Origin of the sequence: Halalkalibacter alkaliphilus (assembly GCF_023555415.1) — a bacterium.
Lineage (GTDB): Bacteria > Bacillota > Bacilli > Bacillales > Bacillaceae_D > Halalkalibacter > Halalkalibacter alkaliphilus.
On record NZ_JAKRYL010000025.1, the window covers coordinates 39,115 to 60,228 of the forward strand.

General features: G+C 40.1%; 15 protein-coding genes and 6 tRNA genes. 17 read left to right on the forward strand and 4 right to left on the reverse strand.

The genetic code is table 11. The features are described from left to right. Positions 1 to 13 precede the first annotated feature (13 nt). The 8 genes from MF646_RS19040 to MF646_RS19075 all read left to right on the forward strand — a co-directional run bounded on the left by MF646_RS19040 (position 14) and on the right by MF646_RS19075 (position 11,697). Positions 14 to 1,243 (forward strand): DUF58 domain-containing protein, encoded by a 1,230-nt coding sequence (locus MF646_RS19040; protein ID WP_250098091.1) that lies wholly within the window; start codon positions 14 to 16, stop codon positions 1,241 to 1,243. After that, entirely contained in the window at positions 1,240 to 3,558 is a 2,319-nt protein-coding gene (locus MF646_RS19045) for a transglutaminase-like domain-containing protein (protein WP_250098092.1), read from the forward strand. The genes MF646_RS19040 and MF646_RS19045 overlap by 4 nt, the downstream gene beginning before the upstream one ends. Positions 3,559 to 4,962: 1,404 nt before the next feature. Beyond that, a complete protein-coding gene (locus tag MF646_RS19050) occupies positions 4,963 to 5,991 on the forward strand; it encodes a tripartite tricarboxylate transporter substrate binding protein (RefSeq protein ID WP_250098093.1) in 1,029 nt (342 codons plus the stop codon). 44 nt (positions 5,992 to 6,035) lie between these two features. Next, positions 6,036 to 6,479 (forward strand): tripartite tricarboxylate transporter TctB family protein, encoded by a 444-nt coding sequence (locus tag MF646_RS19055; RefSeq protein WP_250098094.1) that lies wholly within the window; start codon positions 6,036 to 6,038, stop codon positions 6,477 to 6,479. 16 nt (positions 6,480 to 6,495) lie between these two features. Then, positions 6,496 to 8,007, forward strand: coding sequence for a tripartite tricarboxylate transporter permease (locus tag MF646_RS19060; RefSeq protein ID WP_250098095.1), 1,512 nt, complete (start codon positions 6,496 to 6,498; stop codon positions 8,005 to 8,007). Positions 8,008 to 8,042: 35 nt separating this feature from the next. Then, a complete protein-coding gene (locus MF646_RS19065; protein ID WP_250098096.1) occupies positions 8,043 to 8,684 on the forward strand; it encodes a GntR family transcriptional regulator in 642 nt (213 codons plus the stop codon). 26 nt (positions 8,685 to 8,710) lie between these two features. Next, positions 8,711 to 10,054, forward strand: coding sequence for an MmgE/PrpD family protein (locus tag MF646_RS19070; protein ID WP_250098097.1), 1,344 nt, complete (start codon positions 8,711 to 8,713; stop codon positions 10,052 to 10,054). 215 nt (positions 10,055 to 10,269) lie between these two features. After that, entirely contained in the window at positions 10,270 to 11,697 is a 1,428-nt protein-coding gene (locus tag MF646_RS19075) for an SLC13 family permease (RefSeq protein ID WP_250098098.1), read from the forward strand. 19 nt (positions 11,698 to 11,716) lie between these two features. On the opposite strand, the gene MF646_RS19080 is transcribed toward MF646_RS19075, so the two are convergent. After that, a complete protein-coding gene (locus MF646_RS19080) occupies positions 11,717 to 12,418 on the reverse strand; it encodes a GntR family transcriptional regulator (RefSeq protein WP_250098099.1) in 702 nt (233 codons plus the stop codon). Positions 12,419 to 12,641: 223 nt separating this feature from the next. On the opposite strand from MF646_RS19080, the gene MF646_RS19085 reads away from it, so the two are divergent. Continuing rightward, on the forward strand, positions 12,642 to 13,985 hold the full coding sequence (locus tag MF646_RS19085) for an MmgE/PrpD family protein (protein WP_250098100.1): 1,344 nt from the start codon (positions 12,642 to 12,644) through the stop codon (positions 13,983 to 13,985). A 301-nt stretch (positions 13,986 to 14,286) separates the two neighbouring features. After that, entirely contained in the window at positions 14,287 to 15,045 is a 759-nt protein-coding gene (locus MF646_RS19090; protein WP_250098101.1) for a transposase, read from the forward strand. A 77-nt stretch (positions 15,046 to 15,122) separates the two neighbouring features. On the opposite strand, the gene MF646_RS19095 is transcribed toward MF646_RS19090, so the two are convergent. Then, positions 15,123 to 15,428, reverse strand: a complete 306-nt coding sequence (locus tag MF646_RS19095) for a MerR family transcriptional regulator (RefSeq protein ID WP_250098102.1) — start codon at positions 15,426 to 15,428, stop codon at positions 15,123 to 15,125. 709 nt (positions 15,429 to 16,137) lie between these two features. Between MF646_RS19095 and MF646_RS19100 the strand changes: the two genes are divergently transcribed. Next, entirely contained in the window at positions 16,138 to 17,241 is a 1,104-nt protein-coding gene (locus MF646_RS19100; RefSeq protein WP_250098105.1) for a YncE family protein, read from the forward strand. Between the two features lie 46 nt (positions 17,242 to 17,287). On the opposite strand, the gene MF646_RS19105 is transcribed toward MF646_RS19100, so the two are convergent. Together MF646_RS19105 and MF646_RS19110 are read right to left on the reverse strand one after the other, a co-directional pair. Beyond that, entirely contained in the window at positions 17,288 to 18,340 is a 1,053-nt protein-coding gene (locus MF646_RS19105; RefSeq protein WP_250098103.1) for a hypothetical protein, read from the reverse strand. A 987-nt stretch (positions 18,341 to 19,327) separates the two neighbouring features. After that, on the reverse strand, positions 19,328 to 19,978 hold the full coding sequence (locus MF646_RS19110; RefSeq protein WP_250098104.1) for a GGDEF domain-containing protein: 651 nt from the start codon (positions 19,976 to 19,978) through the stop codon (positions 19,328 to 19,330). Between the two features lie 368 nt (positions 19,979 to 20,346). Here MF646_RS19110 and MF646_RS19115 point away from each other — a divergent pair. The 6 genes from MF646_RS19115 to MF646_RS19140 all read left to right on the forward strand — a co-directional run bounded on the left by MF646_RS19115 (position 20,347) and on the right by MF646_RS19140 (position 20,940). Then, positions 20,347 to 20,422 (forward strand) — tRNA-Ala (locus MF646_RS19115). 7 nt (positions 20,423 to 20,429) lie between these two features. Then, positions 20,430 to 20,522: transfer RNA gene (locus tag MF646_RS19120), tRNA-Ser, on the forward strand. A 21-nt stretch (positions 20,523 to 20,543) separates the two neighbouring features. Next, positions 20,544 to 20,628: transfer RNA gene (locus tag MF646_RS19125), tRNA-Tyr, on the forward strand. A gap of 45 nt (positions 20,629 to 20,673) precedes the next feature. Beyond that, positions 20,674 to 20,762, forward strand: a tRNA-Leu gene (locus MF646_RS19130). Positions 20,763 to 20,771: 9 nt separating this feature from the next. Continuing rightward, positions 20,772 to 20,848: transfer RNA gene (locus tag MF646_RS19135), tRNA-Arg, on the forward strand. A gap of 15 nt (positions 20,849 to 20,863) precedes the next feature. Then, positions 20,864 to 20,940 (forward strand) — tRNA-Pro (locus tag MF646_RS19140). Positions 20,941 to 21,114: the final 174 nt, after the last annotated feature.

Consider the following 21,114-nt stretch of genomic DNA (forward strand, 5'->3'; position numbering starts at 1 on the left):
GGAGGGTATGCTGATGCAGACGATTGCAAGCTGGATTCCTAAAAGCCAACGTACTCTGTTTTTTATCTTTTTCTTTTTTTGGACGTGCTGTTTTTTGTTTTTTCTTTTTGAAGGGGGAAAATTAGCAGCTTTCCTATTGTTTGTCGTCACCTTATTAACGGCTTACCCGGTCCTATTAGAAAGATTTAGCGGAATGAAACATATCACCGGATCTAGGTCAGCTATGTCGGATCGATTAGAAGCGGGTGATTCTGTTCATTTGAAGACAACGTTTGAAATACCAGGTTTTTGGCCGATTATCTATGTGTTTATTAAAGATTATTTATATCATAACAATGAATGTGTAAAGGTATATGAATCTTCCTTTGTTCTTGATGACAAAAGGAAAGGAAGGATTGAATATACGATTCCTCAATTAAAACGAGGCATTTACCGGATCGGCAAGACCGAATGCTTAACCGGGGATATTTTTAACTTATTTCAACAAAAGAGTAGGCTTGATTTGACTTCTGCTATTTACGTCTATCCGCAAACGGTGCCAATTAAAAAGTGGCAATACGTTAAAGCTCTAAATGCATCGTCACATCGAACCTCGACTGCAAAACATCAAAGAGAAACAACGTATATTGATGGCATAAGGGACTATGTGTATGGTGACCGCATGTCACACATTCACTGGAATGCGACAGCGAAAACAGGGGCACTGAAATCAAAGGAATTTGAACGGGAAGCCGAGCCGAAAACAATTGTCATACTTGATCGATATTCTCATTCTTATCAAGATGACGAACAATTCGAACTTGCTGTCAGTGCGGCAGCGTCGTTAATTGCCTATGTGAAACACCTCCACATGTCACTTGGACTCCTCTCTCCTGGAAAGGAAGTACGGTACTTAGAAGCGAGACAAGGCCAAAGACATATTCCTCATATCGATCATCATTTACTCGAAGTGAAGGTGGATGGAAGGATGAAACTTGAGGATGTCATTTTAGATGAACAAATCAAGTTGATCCCAGGTACGATCCTTGTTCTCATTTCTCCAGAAATAAATGAGAGTGTGTTCCAAAAGATAAAGTGGTTAAAGGAAGGAAAGGTTCAGCCTTGTCTTATCCTTCTTTCGAGTAACCAAAACAGTCAGGAAAAGTGGGCTCGTTTAGTAGAGGGGGCAGGAATACCGGTTTATATGATCGGCTCCATCAAAGAACTGCCTGTGAAATTAGAAAGTCAGGGGCGATTTCTATGAAAAGAATAGACTGGCTCCAGAGCAGTGCGGTGATGTTGGCGGGCTACTTTCTTTATCTTTGTACTTCTATGACAGCTCTCTATTTTAATATGGAGGCGAAACCGGCGTTGATCGCTGCTTTGCTAATCGTGGCCCTTTTTGAAATCCTTTTTCCTGTGAAGAAAGTGGTTCAGCGCTGGCCTCAGCTCTTGTTGCTAATGATTGGAGCACTTTGGTACTCAGGGTGGCGTCCTTCCTTCTATTCTGCGAGAAGCTTTGAACAACTTTGGCATATGGTCATGTCTGACATCACTCAGTTGACCGTGTTAGTTCCAACCATTTTTTATATTATCGGCACATGGGTCTTGTTTCTAGTTGCGATTAAGTGGTTTCAGAATAAGTTTCGGACAATTGCTGCTTTATTTGTTTGTACAGTTTTGACAGCGTTGATCGATACGTTCACGCGTCACTCTTTTTCGACTGAGATTATGTTAATGGTTTGTACGATTTTGGCACTTCTTGTTGTTCATCACTTTCTCATGCTAAGAAAGAAAAGCCCAGATGGCTGGAGTCATTTAACGTATTACCCGGAATTGTTGATTATTCCAGTCGGTCTTTTCTTTGGCTTGATATTAACAGCTATTCTCCTTTTACCTGATACAAAGCCTCTCGTAACCGATCCGATTACAGCTTGGAGAAGTTATACTGCTACAGAGGGAGCCGTTTCATCTAACTTGGGAAATGATCGTGAGTCTAGCACAAAAGCAAGAGAACAAATATCCGGCTACAGCCGAGACAATTCGCAGCTTGGCGGTAGCTTTGATTTTGATTATTCGCCTGTAATGACAGTTGAAACAACTGATCCTTACTATTGGAGAGGAGAATCAAGACATTATTACAGCGGTGCCGGCTGGGAAGACCCTGACTTTTCGTTTCTGACGCCTTTATTGATTTCAAACAATACCGTGACTGAGCTGTCTAATCAGCATGAGAATGAATTTGTACCAGACCGTTCACGATTAGAAACGAGAACGGTCACGCAAACGATCGAATTTTATGAAGAATCGCCTTTCCTTTATCCGGTTCTTTTCGGGGCCTATTCAATGACATCGATTGAAATCATAGAGGATCGGGAGAAGGAAAATGTGTCTGAACATGCGAGCTTAGTAGATTTTTTACGAGAAGATCAGGAAGACTCAGCATCGTTAGCATGGCTGCCGGAAGTAGAAGAAATCCACTATTTTGCGGACGGGAAAGCGTATCCTAAAAAATATAAGGTTGTGTCAGAAGTTCCTGTTATAGATGAGGAAGCATTGAGAAAGGTGAATCGGATTGAGCAGTTGGGGGAATGGGAAAGGTATTTGCAATTACCAGACGAACTCCCAGAAAGAGTGAGCGAGCTGGCAAAGGAAATTAGCATCGATCAAACCAATCCTTACGATCAAGTAAAAGCAATTGAAGCCTATTTAAGGGAAACCTATGAATATACGACAGAACCAGATGATCACTTAGGAGAGAGTGAGGACTTTGTCGACCGCTTTCTCTTTGAAGTCCAAGAAGGATACTGTGATTATTTTTCAACAGCGATGGTTATCTTAACTAGATCACTAGATATACCAGCGAGATGGGTCAAAGGCTATACAGAAGGCTCGGTGCGGGATGACGAAATGATGTACTCCTATATCGAAAACAATCGAGGACCAGGTACATATTCGGTCAGTAATTCAAATGCTCATTCTTGGGCAGAAGTCTATTTCGAAGGCTATGGATGGATCCCATTTGAACCAACACCAGCTTTTTCGATCCCTCTCATTCGAGGAGCAGAAGAAAGCAATTGGGCAGAAAGAGAGGAAACCGCCTCCTTTGAAGAAGAGAATAATGAGAGTGAGTTCCTGTTTTCAAGATGGTATTTGCTTTTTGCCAGTCTTGTGGTTGTCGGATTGATATTGTTTTTTATTATAAGAAAAAAAGGCTTGCTCTTAAAGCTGCGCTGGAAAAGAAAGAAGAGCAAAACAGCAAAAGCAAGATTGATTTACGAATTTGAAAGTTTTCTTCAATTTGCCAGAAGAAAAGGGTTCAAAGTCAATGAACATGAAACGATGAAAGAAACGATGGAGCAGTGGACAGCAAAGCAGCCTCATTTACAAAAGGATTTATCCGAACTGCTCGTGTTATTTGAAAAAGCAAAGTATAGCGGGGAGAAGATTTCGCAGGAGGAGGTAGATAAAGGTAGGAGGATGATGGATGGGGTGAGAGAGAAGATGAATGGTGGGGGACATAGGGGACAGGTACCTTGTCCCACGTTGTCGCTACTTGCCACCAACAAAAAGAAGTAACCGCCCGTCACCCCGACCAAGAGTAGGTGGTTACTTCTTTTCTAATATCAACATCATTTGGTCAGCCGCTCTTCATGCGGCATGTAGTTGCGATGACCGGGTGTTAGCGCACTCGGTCTTTTTTATTTTAGGTTGATTTTGATATCAGTATACAAGGAAGCATGTGGAAGGATCTCGTACTTCAAAAATGAGTGTCACCTGTTTCTTTAGTTGGGTTTATTGGGACAGATCCCTTGACCCAAATACATACTATTATTCTTGATTAGAAGTATTTAATGGGGGGAGTAGCGGTTAATATGGCATTGGACTGGTATCTGGCCTAGGTATTTGACCGGTCTCGGCCGAACGGTTACCTACACGGGTTCCATTGAGCGCCGCAGGAGGTTACTGTTATCTCGTACCAAGGGGTGCACCTAGATCGACCAATAAGAGGCTTGTGGCACCCTTGTACGGAAAACGTATAGCTGGTATTCGGTCTAAAGTTTCTTAGTGTGAATCTTCCGCCTCTGCCACCACGTACTTCCATTTGAGTGGCCTGCCTGCCTGGACGGCTCCAACGAAAGTTATAGTGATCTCGAGTCTCAGTGTCGTTCCACTCGACAACCAAGTTAGCACCTTCGTTGTAGACAGCTCTTATGCAGGGTCTATCAAAGGGACATAATAGTACATCGGATCTAACTAAAGAGTCGTTAACGTTCCAGGATCTTGGAAAATTAGTTGATGTAAATGCTCTTTCCTCTTCATGCTTGCGATAGTCTACAGGGAGAAAATCAAAGGGACTATAAGGGGGCGGTTGATATAGATAATTGTAAGGGAATGCCTGCTTATGGGAATTTATACTCAAAAGTTACTCCTCCTTTTATTTGATTTTTCTACATATTATATTTGTAGTAGGTTAATTTGAGCGGTTGTCTCTTGGAAAATAGGCATATGTTTTTTAAAAGGTGGTTTCCTTCTGCCGTGTTATCGATAGAATCGTTGTTTAAGGGAATAAGGAAGAGATATAGTTAGTATAGGTGCCTGGCACCACACGAATGAAGTGAGATGGTTAAGGGAAAAGATATTCAGTTCTTCTCTCTTTAAAGGTGATTCATTATAGTCAGGTGGGTGGATAACTGCCTCTTTATACAGAGGGTTATCCACCTTTTTTGTGTTATATGGGACAAGGAACCTGTCCCCCTGTCCCCCTGTCCCCCCTCCTCCCCCTGCCCCTCCCCAGGGTGGTACACCACTTCCGGCATGTGGCATACCACCCTGACTCTCAAACAAGTCATTTTGGCAACAAAATAAGGTTTTATCGTTAATAAAAGGAGATTTTTTATAAAAACAATTGACAGAATTGAATTAATTATTTAATATTTAGAACAGGTGGTATACCATTAACGAAACGAGGGGGATTAGGTAATGAGAAAAAAGAAGTATTTTTCGATTTTTGCTTTCTTCGTACTTTCAATTTTTTTGGTAGCGTGTTCATCGGGTGAATCTAGCGGAGATGGAAACGGTCAAAGTGCCGGAGGGGCAGATGGTCAAAGCGGTACAGATTTCCCAACTAAAAATATTACGATTGTTGTTCATACGAGTTCTGGTGGTCCAACGGATTTAATGGCTCGTGAACTAGCTAGAGCAGCAGAAGAAGTGCTAGGTACCAATGTTGTAGTTGAAAATAGACCAGGTGGAAGTGGTGCTACAGCAATGGCGCAGGTTTTCTCAGCAGATCCGGACGGCTATACTCTAGGTGCAATGACACCGTCACAAATTGGTTTAATTAATGGGACACTTAAAGAACAGTATGATATTAATGATTTCACGTGGTTATCAAGAGCTCAGATTGATCCATACGTATTAGTAGTAAATTCTGAAAGCCCTTTCAACACTTTGGAAGATCTTGTTGAGTATTTAGAAGAAAACCCTAACGGACTAACTGTTGGAGGGTACGGGGCTGAAGGTTCAGGTCATAACGTAGCTTGGAATATTTTCGCTGAGGCTGCTGGTGTAGATGCGAACTGGACTCCGTTTGAGAGTACTGGGGATGCTGTTACTGGAATCTTAGGTAAACATATTGATGTTGCTAACTCTAATCCAGGTCAAGTCATGCAATACGTAGAAGCAGGACAGCTAAGGGTTCTAGGGGTTATGGCTGATGAGAGATTAGAAGATTTACCAGATGTACCGACATACGAAGAAGCAGGAATTACAGTTGATACAGGCTGGGCTCAATTCAGAGGAGTTTTTGGACCTAAGGATATGCCGCAAGATGTAATTGACATATTAAGTGATGCATTTATGGAAGCGTATTCTTCGGAATCATATACAAACTATATGAGAAATTCTCAATTGGTGGAAAGTCCAATGGGTTATGAAGAGTATACAGAGTATATTATGAATCAAAATGAGTTAACAGGAACTTGGTATGAAAGATTAGGTGTTAATTAATATTGGGGGGTTCTCCCCCCCTTATGTAAGGAAGGGGTTCCTATATGAATATGAATGTGGCCAATATAATTGCTAGTGTAATCTTTATAGGTATCGGGGCATGGTTTTTAATAGGAACATTAGCACTCCCAACGGCTTCTAATGCAGCAGATGTTGGACCACGTGCGTTCCCGCTTATAATGTCGATTTCGATTATTACTTTTTCGATCGTCTTACTTATTCAATCAATTCTCTCTATAAAAAAAGGAGAACAAAAGAGTGTAAAGTTCACCAAATTAATGAATGTAACCGTCTTTGCAGGCTTACTTATTTTGTATGCATACTTGGTTCCTAGAATCGGTTATTTTGTTTCTACATTAATATTTTTCCCATTTATTATTTTAGCTACAGGGGAAAGGTCATGGAAGAAAGTCGTCTTTATTACGATTGGATTTCTGGCTTTTGCAAAACTAGCTTTTGATATGTTATTAGGTGTTCCATTGCCATAAGAAGGAGGAGGTTTAATTGATTGAACAATTACTATCTGGTTTTTCAACAGTTCTAGGATCAAGTGTACTCCTAATGATCTTGTTGGGAACAGTGGCAGGTTACTTTATCGGATCAATTCCAGGACTGACTCCTAGTATTGGTATTGCTTTATTAATCCCATTTACTTTTGGGATGGAGCCAGTTGCTGCGTTAGTCTTACTAGTATCTTTATATGTTGCAGCTGAGTACGGTGGAGGGATTACGGCTATTCTCTTAAATGCTCCAGGTACACCAGCGGCGGCAGCTACTTCCTTTGATGGCTATCCGCTAGCAAAGCAAGGTAAGGCTGGTAAGGCATTAACGGTTTCTATTGTGGCTTCTGCTATTGGTGCATTCATTAGTACTATTTTACTCATATTTACCGCAGTTCCTATGGCTAATTTTGCATTGAATTTTGGACCGGCGGAGTACTTTGCTCTTGCATTGTTTGGCTTGAGTTTAGTTAGTAGTTTAAGTGAAGGTTCGTTAGTAAAGAGTTTAATAGCTATGTTCATAGGGTTAATTATCGTAACGATTGGGATGGACCCTGTTAATGGAGTACCGCGATTCGCTGTTACAACAGACTTATTAGGTGGAGTACCATTCCTACCAGCTCTTATTGGATTATTTGCTCTTTCTGAAGTTTTTTATATGTTAGAAGCCAAGCAAGACAAGAATAATAAAAAGGTGAACCGAATAGAGAGGTTCGGGTTAAAGGATACGAAAGAAACCTTAAGTAAATTTAAAGGAACCTTAATTCGATCGCCGATACTAGGTTATGTCATTGGTATTATACCTGGTGCAGGTGTAACGATTGCCTCTTTGATTAGTTACAATGAAGCGAAAAGATCTTCAAAAAATCGCGATAGCTTCGGTAAGGGGAACCCAGAAGGGATTGCAGCTTCTGAAGGAGCGAACAATGCTGCTGTTCCTGGTTCATTAGCTCCATTACTAGCACTTGGGATACCAGGTTCAGCTAGTGCGGCTATCTTAATTGGTGCTTTAACGATACAAGGTGTTCAGCCTGGACCGCTCCTTTTTACAGAGTATCCAGAAATCCCATACTCGATCTTTGCCTCGTTGCTGCTTTCCATTCCACTTATGTTGGCAGTTGGTCTTTTTGGGGTACGCTTATGGGTAAATGTAACGCTTATTCCAAAACGATTGCTAGCAGTAGTTGTAGCAGGGATTTGTATACTAGGAGCTTATGCTTATAGTAATTCCATGTATTCCGTTTGGATTATGCTCATAGCAGGGATTGTAGGGTATTTATTTAGAAAGATTGGTATACCGACAACGCCAATTGTCTTAGCGATGGTATTAGGGTTTATGATGGAAGTAAACTTTAGAAGAGCTATGGTCGTATCAGATGGCAACCTCCTTTTCTTCCTATCAAGGCCAATTGCATTTGTGTTAATTGCACTTGCAGTATTAACATTGTTAGTACCAATTATTAGAAGTATTAAGTCAAAGAAAAAAGAAGCAGATGACCAAAACATCTCAATGTAATAAGAGGTAATAAATAACAGAGAGGGTAATGCATCTTGGAGAAAGATATTAAGACTGATTCAGTGTTTGATCATATTTATAAAGGAATTAAAGATGGTCTTATTAAATCTGGTGAAACGTTATCAGAAAGAGGATTAGCATCTGAATTAAATGTGAGTAGAACCCCGGTTCGCGAAGCTTTGCGCAGGTTGGAGAATTATGGACTAGTAGAGCCAGAACCACATAAAGGTGTGAAAGTCATTTCTTTCTCAGAAGAGAAGGTAAAACAACTTTATCAAGTACGTGAGGTATTAGAAGGATTAGGTGCAAAGCTTCTTGCTGAGAAAGCCAATCCTAAAGACATAGAAAGACTAGAAATGCTTTTAGCTGAGGCGGAAAAAGCAGCCAAGAACAATGACATCGATCTATTACGAAACATTAACTCGCAGTTTCATATCGAAATTGCTAGTAGCACAAATAACTTGTACTTAATTAATACGATGCAAACATTACAATCGCATATTAGTGTTTGTATGGGTACGTCGCTAAAGGTTACAGGAAGACCATTGGAAAATATCGAAGAACACCACTTGATTTTGGATGCGATAAAACGAGGAGAGCCTGATTTCGCAGAAGCAGTAACCAAGTATCATGTTCGAAAATCTATGGAAAATGTATTAAAAAATTTAGAAATATAAATGAGAAAAGAAAAGGAGAGGTTCATATGGTGACAAAACAATTAGTTCAAAACGTGTTAGCGACAAAGATTGAGGATATCCCACAAGAGGTTAGAGACCATGGGAAAAGAAGTTTTCTAAATTGGATGGGAGTAGCAATCGGTGCGGCACAACATGAATCGGTCGATATGGTTCTTGAGTTGAAAAACGACCTAAATGGCGGGGAACAAGTTTCAATTTTAGGAAGAGAAGAGAAAACGGACTTATTATTAGCGACATTGGTTAACGGCATGTCGTCTCATATCTTTGACTATGATGATACTCATCTTGATACGATTCATCACCCAAGTGGTCCAGTGGCCCCTGTGGTGCTAGCGCTAGGTGAGCACCTAGGTCTCTCTGGAGAACAAGTTCTCCATGCTTTTATTCTAGGTTGTGAAGTTGAGCTTCGAATTAGTAATGCGGTCTATCCGAGTCATTATCAGCTAGGCTGGCATATTACGAGTTCAGCAGGGGTGTTTGGGGCAGCGGTTGCAGCTGGAACATTATTAGAGTTGAACGAAGAAGAGATGTTACATGCGCTCGGGTTAGCGGGAACTCAATCATTTGGATTGCGTGAAATGTTTGGAACGATGACGAAACCATTCCATCCAGGAAAAGCCGCTCAAAATGGCTTACTAGCAGCGATGTTGGCGAAGAAAGGCTTCACAAGCTCGAAGCAAGTGCTTGAAGCAAAACGTGGATTTGCCAATGTATTAGCACCAGAACATGACTTAGAAAAAGTGAATGTTAACTGGGGAGTAGATTGGGAGTTACAGAAGAATGCCTTTAAACCGTATGCGTGCGGAATTGTCTTACATCCATCGATTGATGCGTGCATTCACTTGCGTCAGCATGCGGATCCATCTGAGGTAAAGTCAATTGAAGTCAGCGTAAACCAATATGTTCTTGAATTAACAGGGAAGCCAACGCCGCAAACAGGACTAGAAGGGAAGTTTAGTATTTATCATACAGGAGCGATTGCTTTCTTAGACGGGGATGCGGGTGAAGAGCAATATTCAAATGAGAAAGTGTTAGACAGCAAGACGGTAGCATTCAGAGAAAAGATCAAACCAGTCGTCAATGAAAACATGAAAGAGGATGAAGTGTACGCGAAGCTTACTCTTCTTGATGGGCGTGAGTTTGAAGTGAAGATTGAACACGCGACAGGAAGCATTGAAAATCCAATGACAGACGAAGCGCTTATTCGTAAATTTACGAACCTAGCTACACCAATCATTGGAGCAGAAAATACGGAGGCACTGATCACGACGCTATACAACTTAGATCAACTACCGAACCTTCAAGAAGTGTTGGCAGTATCAGGCGGTCAGAAGCTAACAACTAATTAACAAGAAATGAAAGGGGTGTCTTCAAAGGTGACTTTAACCTGTTGAGGCACCCCTGAAATAATGAGCATTGTAGTTGCTGGTTTCAAAACGACTACTTGAGTTAATCCTTATGGCGTAAGTATGTACGGAGCCAATGCAAGTACTGCTCTCGACTAGTGAGACAAACCCTTTTCATTATGAAAAAAATTAACCCTAGTAAGAAGGTGTTTGGGAAAATGGAAGATCTGAGTCGAGTAAAAAAAAGTGAAGTGTTTAAGCACGTGATTATTGCGGGAGCATTCCTATTCTTAGTGGCTTCTCCCTTATTAACATTTAGTGATTCTGTGGATAGCAATATTTTCAGTGCGGGAGCTATTTTTATTTTGGGGATTATTTTGTGGATTACGAATGTAATCCCTTCTTCATTAACCGCTGTTCTTCTGATTGTGCTGTTTTCAGTATTTGATGTTTTGACATTTGAAGAGGCAGCAAGTGGGTTAGGAAATGAAATCATCTGGCTTGTTTTAGCCGTTTTATTTATGGGGATTGCTGTTGAGAAGACTGGGCTTGATAAACGAATTGCCTATTCGCTGCTTTCGTTATCGAAGGGGAGCGTAAAAGCTACGTTATTTAACTTAATTATGTCTGCATTCGTGCTGACATTTCTCATCCCTAATGCAGTAGGGAGACTAGCTGTTCTACTGCCGATAGGTAAGGGGATCATTCGTAGTATGGAAAAAGAGGGAGGAGAGAACATAGGTAAATCAATCATGTTAATTGTTACCTATTCTCCTTATGTTACAGCAGTCGCTTTATTAACAGGGGCTAGTGGCTCTATTTATGCAACAGGGCTTTTTGAGACGATGCTTGGGTACAGTTGGAATTATTTACAATGGATGATTATTATGGTTCCGATGATCTTTGTTGTATTGATAGCGCTTTGGCTCATTGTTTTATTCCTCTTCCCGTCACGCGCGTCTAAAATTAGTGATAGTCAGGAGTATTTTGAACAGGAAAGAAAGGGAATGGGCCCTATATCAACGAGTGAAAGAAAATTACTCTGTCTGTATGTTCTATTAATCTTTTTGTGGATAACTAGAGATTACCACCATCTATCGATCTCTCTCTCGGCTGTGATCGTGTTAGTTCTTATGTTCCTACCTGGAATAAAATTGCTTGAATGGAAGGAAAGCCTAAAGAAGGTTGATTGGGGTGTACCTATCTTATTTGCGGCGGGATTTGCGATTGCGAATGCCTTTGAAAAGAGTGGGATTGTCTACTTGTTATCAGATGTGGCAGTACGGTTTTTGCAGGATTTCTCGATCTTTATTTTAGCCTTATCGATTATGTTGATTTTTGTCGTGATTAGGCTTTGTTTTACGAATTTTAATGCGATGGTTGCGACTTTAATGCCAGTAGCTATTTCATTTGCTATTACGACTCCTTACAATCCTTTATGGATTGGGATGATTAGTTTAATAGCAAGCAGTACGGCTTATTTGATTCCTACTCAAGCAATAGGAAGTATGATGACATTTACCTTGGGGTATTACAACAATAAGGATATGTTTAAAGCGGGTGGATTGTTAACGATTTGTATTATTTTCATTGCTTTGCTATTTTCCTTTTTTTACTGGCCGTTCGTTGGCTTAGATATGTATTAGCTGAAAGAACCACGTACCGTTATGTACGTGGTTTCTTGCTGTTCTCTCTTATAGGCTGGATGAAACTTTGCGAGCTTTCTTCAAGCGCTTTTATCGCTACTTTTCCAGCATTTATAATATGTTGTTTAGCTTTTATCTCGGCTGATTCTGAGTCTTTTTGTTCAATTGCATTAATAATCTCTATGTGCTCTTTTATCGTATCTTCAGGACGAAAGGGCACGGCTAAAGAAGTGGAACGTGCTAGAATAATGCGATACTTCAAACGTTGAAGGGTTTCCTTAACAAACTGATTATCACTAATTTCTACGATTGTATTATGAAGTTCATCATTAATATGAACCAATTCACGAATGTTATCATCTTCCATTGCTTTGTAAGAATCATCTAATATAGCTCTAAGTTTCTTGATCCCTTCCTTCGTTATGTTTTCGGCAGCCTTTCTTGCTGCGAGTCCTTCCATTACTTCTCTTACCTCAACTAAGTCAGTTATGGATTTGACATTAAGCCGCGGTACAAGGATTCCTTTATACGCTTGATTTTCCAGAAGTCCTTCCATGACAAGTCTATTTAGTGCTTCTCTTACAGGAGTTCTGCTAACCTCAAGTGATTCGCATAGCTCTCTTTCTATTACTCTTTGACCGGGTTTGAACTCACCATTCAGTAGGGCCTTTTTCACGCTTTCATATACAGCAATTTGAATCGTTTCTTTTTGTGATGTCATCGCACTCACCTTTGTATGCTATTTATTCATTACATTTTTGTAGAACAATTTGTGTTTATTATAAAAATCTACCTTTTTTTAGTCAACAAAGATTTTGAAGGTAATTAGTTTTCTGATTTTTTGGCAAATCCAGTTGACTTCCAATTACAATATTGTATACAATATAAACATACATTATTGTAATTCATTTTTCAACTATTTGTACATAGGAGGAGAGGATAATATGGTGACAAAGCAATTAGTGCAAAATGTGTTAGCGACAAAAATTGAGGATATCCCACAAGAGGTTAGAGACCATGGTAAAAGAAGTTTTCTAAATTGGATGGGTGTAGCGATCGGTGCGGCACAACATGAATCGGTCGATATGGTTCTTGAGTTGAAAAACGACCTAAACGGCGGGGAACAAGTTTCAATTTTAGGAAGAGAAGAGAAGACCGATTTATTATTAGCGACATTGGTTAATGGTATGTCCTCTCATATCTTTGACTATGATGATACTCATCTTGACACAATTCACCACCCAAGTGGTCCAGTGGCCCCTGTAGCGCTAGCGTTAGGTGAGCACCTAGGCCTCTCCGGAGAACAAGTTCTCCATGCTTTTATTCTAGGTTGTGAAGTCGAGCTTCGAATCAGTAATGCGGTCTATCCGAGTCATTATCAGCTAGGCTGGCATATTACGAGTTCAGCAGGGGTGTTTGGGGCAGCGGTTGCAGCTGGAACATTATTAGAGTTAAACGAAGAAGAAATGTTACATGCGCTCGGGTTAGCGGGAACTCAATCATTTGGATTGCGTGAAATGTTTGGAACGATGACGAAACCATTCCATCCAGGAAAAGCCGCTCAAAATGGCTTACTAGCAGCAATGCTAGCGAAGAAAGGCTTCACAAGCTCGAAGCAAGTGCTTGAAGCAAAACGTGGATTTGCCAACGTATTAGCACCAGAACATGACTTAGAAAAAGTGAATGTCAACTGGGGAGTAGATTGGGAGTTACAGAAGAATGCCTTCAAACCGTATGCGTGCGGAATTGTCTTACATCCATCGATTGATGCGTGCATTAACTTGCGCAAACATGCGGAGCCAGATGAAGTGAAGTCCATTGAAGTCAGCGTAAACCAATATGTCCTTGAATTAACAGGGAAGCCAACGCCGCAAACAGGACTAGAAGGGAAGTTTAGTATTTATCATACAGGAGCGATTGCCTTCTTAGACGGGGATGCGGGTGAAGAGCAATATTCAAATGAGAAAGTGTTAGACAGTAAGACAGTTGCATTCAGAGAAAAGATCAAACCAGTCGTCAATGAAAACATGAAAGAGGATGAAGTATACGCAAAGCTTACTCTTCTTGATGGCCGCGAGTTCGAAGTGAAAATTGAACACGCGACAGGAAGCATTGAAAATCCAATGACAGACGAAGCGCTTATTCGTAAATTTACGAACCTAGCTACACCAATCATTGGAGCGGAGAATACGGAGGCACTGATCACGACGCTTTACAACTTAGATCAGTTGCCAAACCTTCAAGAGGTGTTGGCTGTAGCTGGTGGTCAGAAGCTAACAACTAATTAACGGGACGGGGGGACATGTCCCTCTTTTTTTTATAGATTTATCCGATTAACTAGCAGGAATTTTTGTCGTGATTATTGAAATAAACTAAATAAGGCCATTGAAAGGTCTCGGATAAGTCCCCCCCTCAAATTTAACCTACATAGTAAAACGTAACGTTCTCCAATCAGCCGGTAATGGTACTTTCACGACCCTCTAGTCTATTGCTCCTCCCATTTGTACGAAACCAACATCATTCTCAAATCCATCCAACTACCGTTTATCCCGAATTCAGCTAAACCTTCAACCTTGAGGTGATTTAAATATGCCTAGAGAACCAAGGGCAAAGAGCATAAGTGGCATCTATCACATTATACTGAGAGGAAATAATAAACAACTGATCTTTGAGGATGACGAAGACAAAAGGAGATTTATAGAAACATTAAAACGGTACAAGCAAACGTGCAATTATCAACTATACGCTTATTGTTTGATGAATAATCATATTCATCTCTTGATGAAGGAGCGAGATGAGCCGATTTCTTTGGTAATGAAAAGAATCAACTCAAGCTATGTATATTGGTACAATGCGAAATATCAACGATGTGGGCATCTTTTCCAAGACCGATTTAAAAGCAAAAATGTAGAAGATCGTGCCTACTTTCTAACCGTCCTTAGATATATCCACCAAAACCCTCTCAAAGCAGGACTCTCCCAAACCGTATTTGATAGCAAGTGGACAAGTATAAATGAGTATATCTATAAGTCGATCATAGTCGATATCAATTTTGCCTTGAATCAATTTTCAACAGATAGAAACAAGGCGTTGAAATGTTTCAAGGCCCATTTGCAAATTGTAACGAATGATCTCTGTTTAGACGAGAAAGACAAAGTAAGACTCTCTGATAATGAAGTTATATATTATATGAGTGAACTTGGAGTGTCGAACAGCAGTGTGCTGCAGCAAATGGATAAAGAGAATAGGAATGATATTCTGCGGGAGTTAAAAAAGCTAGAAGGGGTATCCCTGCGGCAATTATCGAGGGTTACTGGTGTCTCAAAGAGTGTTATTCAACGTCTCTAGGGACGGAGGGACAGGGGGACAGGTCCCTCGTCCCGGATGAAACAGGAAAAAGGGACAATGAACCTGTCCCTCTGTCCCTAATTTCGTATTTTAAACGCAGCATTGATCTGACCACGAAGCATGCGGTTTCTTGTTTCTTTTGTGCTTTGTTTCTTTTTCTCGGCCTTGCGTATTTCAAACGTCCCTACGCCGTCCTCTATCTTGTTAGCAATGTCTACTAATCTCTCAACATCACGAAATGAATACTTCCGAGTTTTACCAGCCGTTCGAACAGGGAAAATTAATTGTCTTTCTTCGTAATAACGTATTTGTCTTTCTGATAACCCCGTTAATTCACTGACAATCCCGATTGTGATGACTTTTTGATCTTTGTATGATGACACCTGCTTCACCTCTTTTATTAAGTTAGAAGCATCATATATTGTAGTGCTTATTATTCTAACATACTAAATTTAGTAGGTGGAGAAAAGATATAGGGTGTGGAGGGAAGATCTGGGGTTTGACCGGGACAAGGGGGGACAAGGGGCCGGGTACCGTGTCCCTCGGTTTTTTTGTTGTTCCTGTCACCGCCCTGGACAAGGGGGCAATGGTCTCAGTGCCACGTCCCTAGACTGTGTTACATCGGGACATAAGTATGAAATATAACGAAAGAATCTCAGTACTAGGTGTTGAACATTGTAAAAATTACACTATATTTGTCAGAATAGTAGAAATTTACCACGCGATTATATATACTTTCACCTGTATAACAAATGAACCCAGGGGAGGAATATTTAATGAAAAAGTAAAAAATAGAGCGACATTACCTTTATCATTAGCGTTCGCTGGAGGTTCCAGTGCCCACGTCGCGTTCCATCATAAGCTACATATCGGACCATCATAAGATCAAAGGGCTATTTTAGTTAACGTAGTTTAATCAGATGGTGAGGGCGGTTTAAGAGAAAGAAATCCCGAAGAGACAGGTAACTCTGTAAATAGAAATTTAGTTTACGTATCTACTTGAGAATTACTTTTCAAAAAAGGATTATTAAGCAAATCAGGTTAAAATTTAGAAGAATACAATACAAAAAAGGAAGTGGATGAACATTGAGTATGAAAGTATTATGTATGGCACTTCTGCTGTCATTACTAGCAACAACCGGATTGGCCTACCCGGGACAAAGTGGTAAAGGTCACATCACCCATGAAATTTGGGTGACAGATCAAGCAAAAAATCAGATTTATGTCGTAAATGGTACGACTCACAAAATTGAACATACCCTTACTACAGATGATGGTGTTGGTGAACATCCTCATATGTTAGTTTTTGATAATGCTGGAGAATATGCATTTGTAGCCAATATGAAAAGTGGGACAATGTCCGTTATACGTGGCTCCGACAAAGAAATTATTAAAACGATTGAAACAGAGCCTGGTGCTCATGCTGCCTTGCCAACAAACAAACGTGACAAAGTAATTGTGGCAAATACTCCGAGCAAAAGTATTTCTATTATTGAAACAGATGTAGAAAACGAAGAGTTCACTTTACTGGAAACTGTCAACATCGAAAAAGAGTATGAAGTATTACAAGACAAAGATCGCTTCCCTAACCCGACACCTGTATGCCATTTCTTCACAGCAGACGACTCACACTTCTATGTTACCCTTGGCGGTGGCGGATTGCTTGTCTTTGAAACAGAAACACTTAATCTAGTGAAAGCATATGACAAAGATGTTGTAGCTCCACATGGCTGTGGATTAATTCTTTCTCCTGATGAAACAAAGATGTATGCTAATGCTGGAAGTAGTACTTTGGGAGAGCTATACGTATTTGATACAGAAACTCATGAATTACTAGAAACAAAAGATACATTAGGATACGATGCTCATGGAGTAGCAATTACTCCTGATGAACAAAACCTTTGGGTCGTTAATCGTGCGTCGAATAACGCTACAATTTTTGACTTAGAGACAACAGAAGCGATTGACCAGGTTTCTTATGTCGGGGATTCGCCGGATTTAATGAAATTCTCCCCTAACGGTCAATGGGCATATGTAACAACTAGAGGTCCAGAACCAGCTACAGGCACACATGCAATTGCAGGTGATCGTCCTGGATTATCTATCATCAATACACGTTCACTAAAGAAAGTGAAATTACTTGAAATGCCAGAAGGAGATATTCATGGCATTGATGTTCGTGTAATAGATCGATAATTGGGACAGGGGGACGGGTACCGTGTCCCTCTTACCCCAAATTCAGCTAAACTTCAACCTTGTCCCTTTTATTTTGGGCTAGTTGAATTTGATAGATTTGCTCTTTTAACAAAGGCAATTTCAGTTCGACTTGTTTTTTTATCGTGTCATCTAGTAATAAGTTCTCGATGCTTTCATAGCTAAAATAAAGCGGTTTATGAATTTGATCTAGTAAGGAAGTTTGCTCTTCTTTTCCAAAAGAAAGGATAAATTTTTGTTGTTCTGGTGATAAGGCGTGTAACGCTGCCTCTCTTTTCTTTGTGAGTCTCCATTCTTCTATAGTCTGCTTCTGCCTTTCGAGTAGAGGGAGGTTTAGTTGAATTTGTCGGTGTAAGGCTTCGTTGAATTCTGATAGATCTTCAATATACAAGAAGCTTTCTGCAAACCCATCCTCAATAGATAGAAGTAACTCTCTTCGGTCTTCCTGGTTTAGTTTTGATACAAATTGTTGTTGTTCGATCGTTAGCCGTTGAAATAAAGAGGCTAATTTCTTCTCTTCCTCGTATCGTGTATGAATCCGCTCGACTAGGTTAATCTGGTTATCGGATAGCGGAAGGCCAAGTTCATATTGGTCGAGTAGATCTTGAGGGAGAGGCAAATGCATGTACTTGTCTAAAGGATAAAATAAATTCTTCTTGTATTTAACGAGTATTTCATCTCTTTCAAGATCAATCGAATACAGTCCTTTTTTGACATCTTTAATGACAGAAGCAGGGAGGGAGAGATAGTTTTCAAAACAATTTTCTCCTAAATAGCGTACTGCGTCTTGGGCTTTATTTCGAATGATGTATTGGAAGCGAAGTGCTTGTCCGCAATCACATTTATGAGGTCGCTTTTGATATCCTCCATCTTTGATATCGACTAAGATCCAATCATCGAGCTTCTCCTCAATCTCTTGGTCACTCATTTTTTCATTGATGTCGAATCCTTTGTAATTTGCTAGAGTTTGCAGCCAGCGACTCTTCTTTTTTTGCTTTGTTCGATGCTGTAGGAAGTAGATTTGCTCTTCGTTTAATGTGCTCATCACCGTTTCTATTTCGTTTTTTGAGAGCAGGACCATGAATGAAGCACCTCCGCGGATTCTATTATTTTAGTAATAGATATGCTGGAGGGGAGAGGGATATGATAGAGGATTTGGAGATCTCTATGGTTAGAGCGCATTCTGTGGATTAGTAGAAAATTCAAGTATGAAAAACGGGACAAATTATCGAGAAAAAGTGGATAACTATGACTTTATACAGTCGGTTTTCCACATTACGGCAGATATCCACAGCAGAAGCTGAAAGATGATCGGTCATGGTATTAGATATCCACAGTTAATTTTGGGGTTTTTAGTAGTTATGTAAGCTAAAGCAGTTGGGACACCCCAACTGCTTAATTCATGTTTCTCCAATATCAAATTAGCAAAGTTTAATGCTTTAGTCGTTTATGATTTAAAGGTTCGAAATCAAAATCAAACTTTTGAACAAAGTTACAATGTGAACAAGCTCTGCCTAATTGTTTGTTCGTATCAGGGTCCTTATAATAAACCTCTTCAAGACTGCATACAGGACACTCAATAATATGTAGGATTTCTCTTTTGCCTAAAACAACATCGAGTAATAGATTAAAGTGCATCATGTACACCCTTTCTATGTTTTTTTGTAACTGTAACAGATGGAGGAAGAGAATGAACTCGAAGTGTGTTGTGGAGAAGTGTTTTTTGTGCGACATAAAGCGAGGGGGAGTAAGAATTTTAGGGGGGGTTCACTTGATCAATAACCCTATTGTGGTAAAAAAGCTTTAGGAATACCAGTTTGATAAGGGCAAAAGAACCAAATGGCAACAAATAGTTAACGGGAATTGGCGTTGAACATTGTATAAATTCGTCTGGTTTTGTCGGTGTGGTAGAAATTTACTATTGGTTATTTTTTTAAAACAGGATGATACTAGGTAGTACAAGCCCCTTCAGTTGTTGAATTTCTGATGAAGGGGCTGCTGTTCTTCGGATTAATTGGTAATGGAAGGGACCTGTATCCGTAACAAAAAAATAGCGGTTTGCTATTCATTATTTGGCGTGTTGTTTCAAATGCAGCTTCATTTCGTACATGTTTTTGTCGGCTTCTTTCACTAGTTCATCAAGGTTTTCCCCGAGACTTGGATAAATGGCACTCCCAATCGAAACACTTATGTCTAACTGAGAATTAGAAACCTTTTTTAGGTTTTTTTGAATTCTAGCTTTTATTTCTTCCACGTTTTCTTTTTCCTTAATATCGGGGGTTAATATAATAAATTCATCTCCACCCCAGCGAGCAACGATGTCAGTTTCTCTTACACTTTTCTTTAATTGTCGAGAAAGAATCTTTAAAACTTCATCACCTTTTTTATGGCCAAGATGATCATTGATTGTTTTGAAGTTATTAACATCTAACACTAACACGGCAAGCTTTTGACCATTTCGGTCAGTCATAGCTTTAACTTTAGGAAAGAAAGCTTCAGCATATCTCCGATTATATATTTCAGTAAGGGGATCTTTTTCCGATAAGAATTTCGCTCGATCATATTGTTTACCGAAGTGCCAAGCAAGGAATAGTATAAGAGGCAGTCCGATATACTCAATTTGACTTATAAAACCGTCTCTTAAAAAGTAATACAGCATATAGATTAAGTTAACTAGTAAGACAGTGATAGTTGTTATAATCCTACCGAAAAATTTCATAGATAAACCGTCCCTTTTATTTAATTCTAATATATAAAATAAATGGGAAGAATAGATGTAGTTGTTATTCCTATTTATAATTAAGTCTATTAGAATATTAATATTTACTGCTACGTTATATTACCATTATTATACAAAGGTTGTGGAGGTTTGTAATGGGGGGGATTTTGTCGAAAGAGTGTTATTTTTCATTGTTGTCTACCATTGCGGTAGGAGCTAGAGAAGTAAGTTACCAGTAGGTGATTAAAATAGAAGTATAGTAGCCTGAAGATAAGAAAAAATAGATTTGTGTTAATAATTTTTGAAAAAGTACTTGTCTTAATTAAAATACTATGATAATTTTATAAACCTAAGCGAAAAAATATTTTGGGGCCTTAGCTCAGCTGGGAGAGCGCCTGCCTTGCACGCAGGAGGTCAGCGGTTCGATCCCGCTAGGCTCCACCAAATATGCGGAGGAATACCCAAGTCCGGCTGAAGGGATCGGTCTTGAAAACCGACAGGCGGGTTAAACCGCGCGGGGGTTCGAATCCCTCTTCCTCCGCCATTGTTATATATAAATAGTTTTGGAGGGGTAGCGAAGTGGCTAAACGCGGCGGACTGTAAATCCGCTCCCTCAGGGTTCGGCGGTTCGAATCCGTCCCCCTCCACCATTTTTTTTGATAGAGGTTGTTTCATATTAATACACAATAAGTCCGGCCGGGGTGGTGGAATTGGCAGACACACAGGACTTAAAATCCTGCGGTAGGTGACTACCGTGCCGGTTCAAGTCCGGCCCTCGGCACCAAATGATTGAGCGCCCTTAGCTCAGCTGGATAGAGTGTTTGACTACGAATCAAAAGGTCGGGAGTTCGAATCTCTCAGGGCGCGCCATTCTATTTAAGAAAACGGGAAGTGGCTCAGCTTGGTAGAGCACCTGGTTTGGGACCAGGGGGTCGCAGGTTCAAATCCTGTCTTCCCGACCATTTAATAGAACTAAAAGAATATGCGGGTGTAGTTTAGTGGTAAAACCTCAGCCACGAGCAAAGCATCTGCCGAATAAGCTGCGAGTTGTCTCGACGCATTTGCTTCTAAGAGATACTTGAAGATGAAGAGACATGTTAGTGCGTTATTTTTACAAGAGGTGACAAAATATTATC

Coding starts and splice junctions, on each gene's coding strand:
- MF646_RS19080 (WP_250098099.1), bottom strand. CDS start 12,418: ATGACATCACAAAAAGAAACGATTCAAATTGCTGTATATGAAAGCGTG.
- MF646_RS19105 (WP_250098103.1), bottom strand. CDS start 18,340: ATGGTCCTGCTCTCAAAAAACGAAATAGAAACGGTGATGAGCACATTA.
- MF646_RS19070 (WP_250098097.1), top strand. CDS start 8,711: ATGGTGACAAAACAATTAGTTCAAAACGTGTTAGCGACAAAGATTGAG.
- MF646_RS19045 (WP_250098092.1), top strand. CDS start 1,240: ATGAAAAGAATAGACTGGCTCCAGAGCAGTGCGGTGATGTTGGCGGGC.
- MF646_RS19085 (WP_250098100.1), top strand. CDS start 12,642: ATGGTGACAAAGCAATTAGTGCAAAATGTGTTAGCGACAAAAATTGAG.
- MF646_RS19100 (WP_250098105.1), top strand. CDS start 16,138: ATGAAAGTATTATGTATGGCACTTCTGCTGTCATTACTAGCAACAACC.
- MF646_RS19055 (WP_250098094.1), top strand. CDS start 6,036: ATGAATATGAATGTGGCCAATATAATTGCTAGTGTAATCTTTATAGGT.
- MF646_RS19075 (WP_250098098.1), top strand. CDS start 10,270: ATGGAAGATCTGAGTCGAGTAAAAAAAAGTGAAGTGTTTAAGCACGTG.
- MF646_RS19040 (WP_250098091.1), top strand. CDS start 14: ATGCAGACGATTGCAAGCTGGATTCCTAAAAGCCAACGTACTCTGTTT.
- MF646_RS19110 (WP_250098104.1), bottom strand. CDS start 19,978: ATGAAATTTTTCGGTAGGATTATAACAACTATCACTGTCTTACTAGTT.
- MF646_RS19090 (WP_250098101.1), top strand. CDS start 14,287: ATGCCTAGAGAACCAAGGGCAAAGAGCATAAGTGGCATCTATCACATT.
- MF646_RS19050 (WP_250098093.1), top strand. CDS start 4,963: ATGAGAAAAAAGAAGTATTTTTCGATTTTTGCTTTCTTCGTACTTTCA.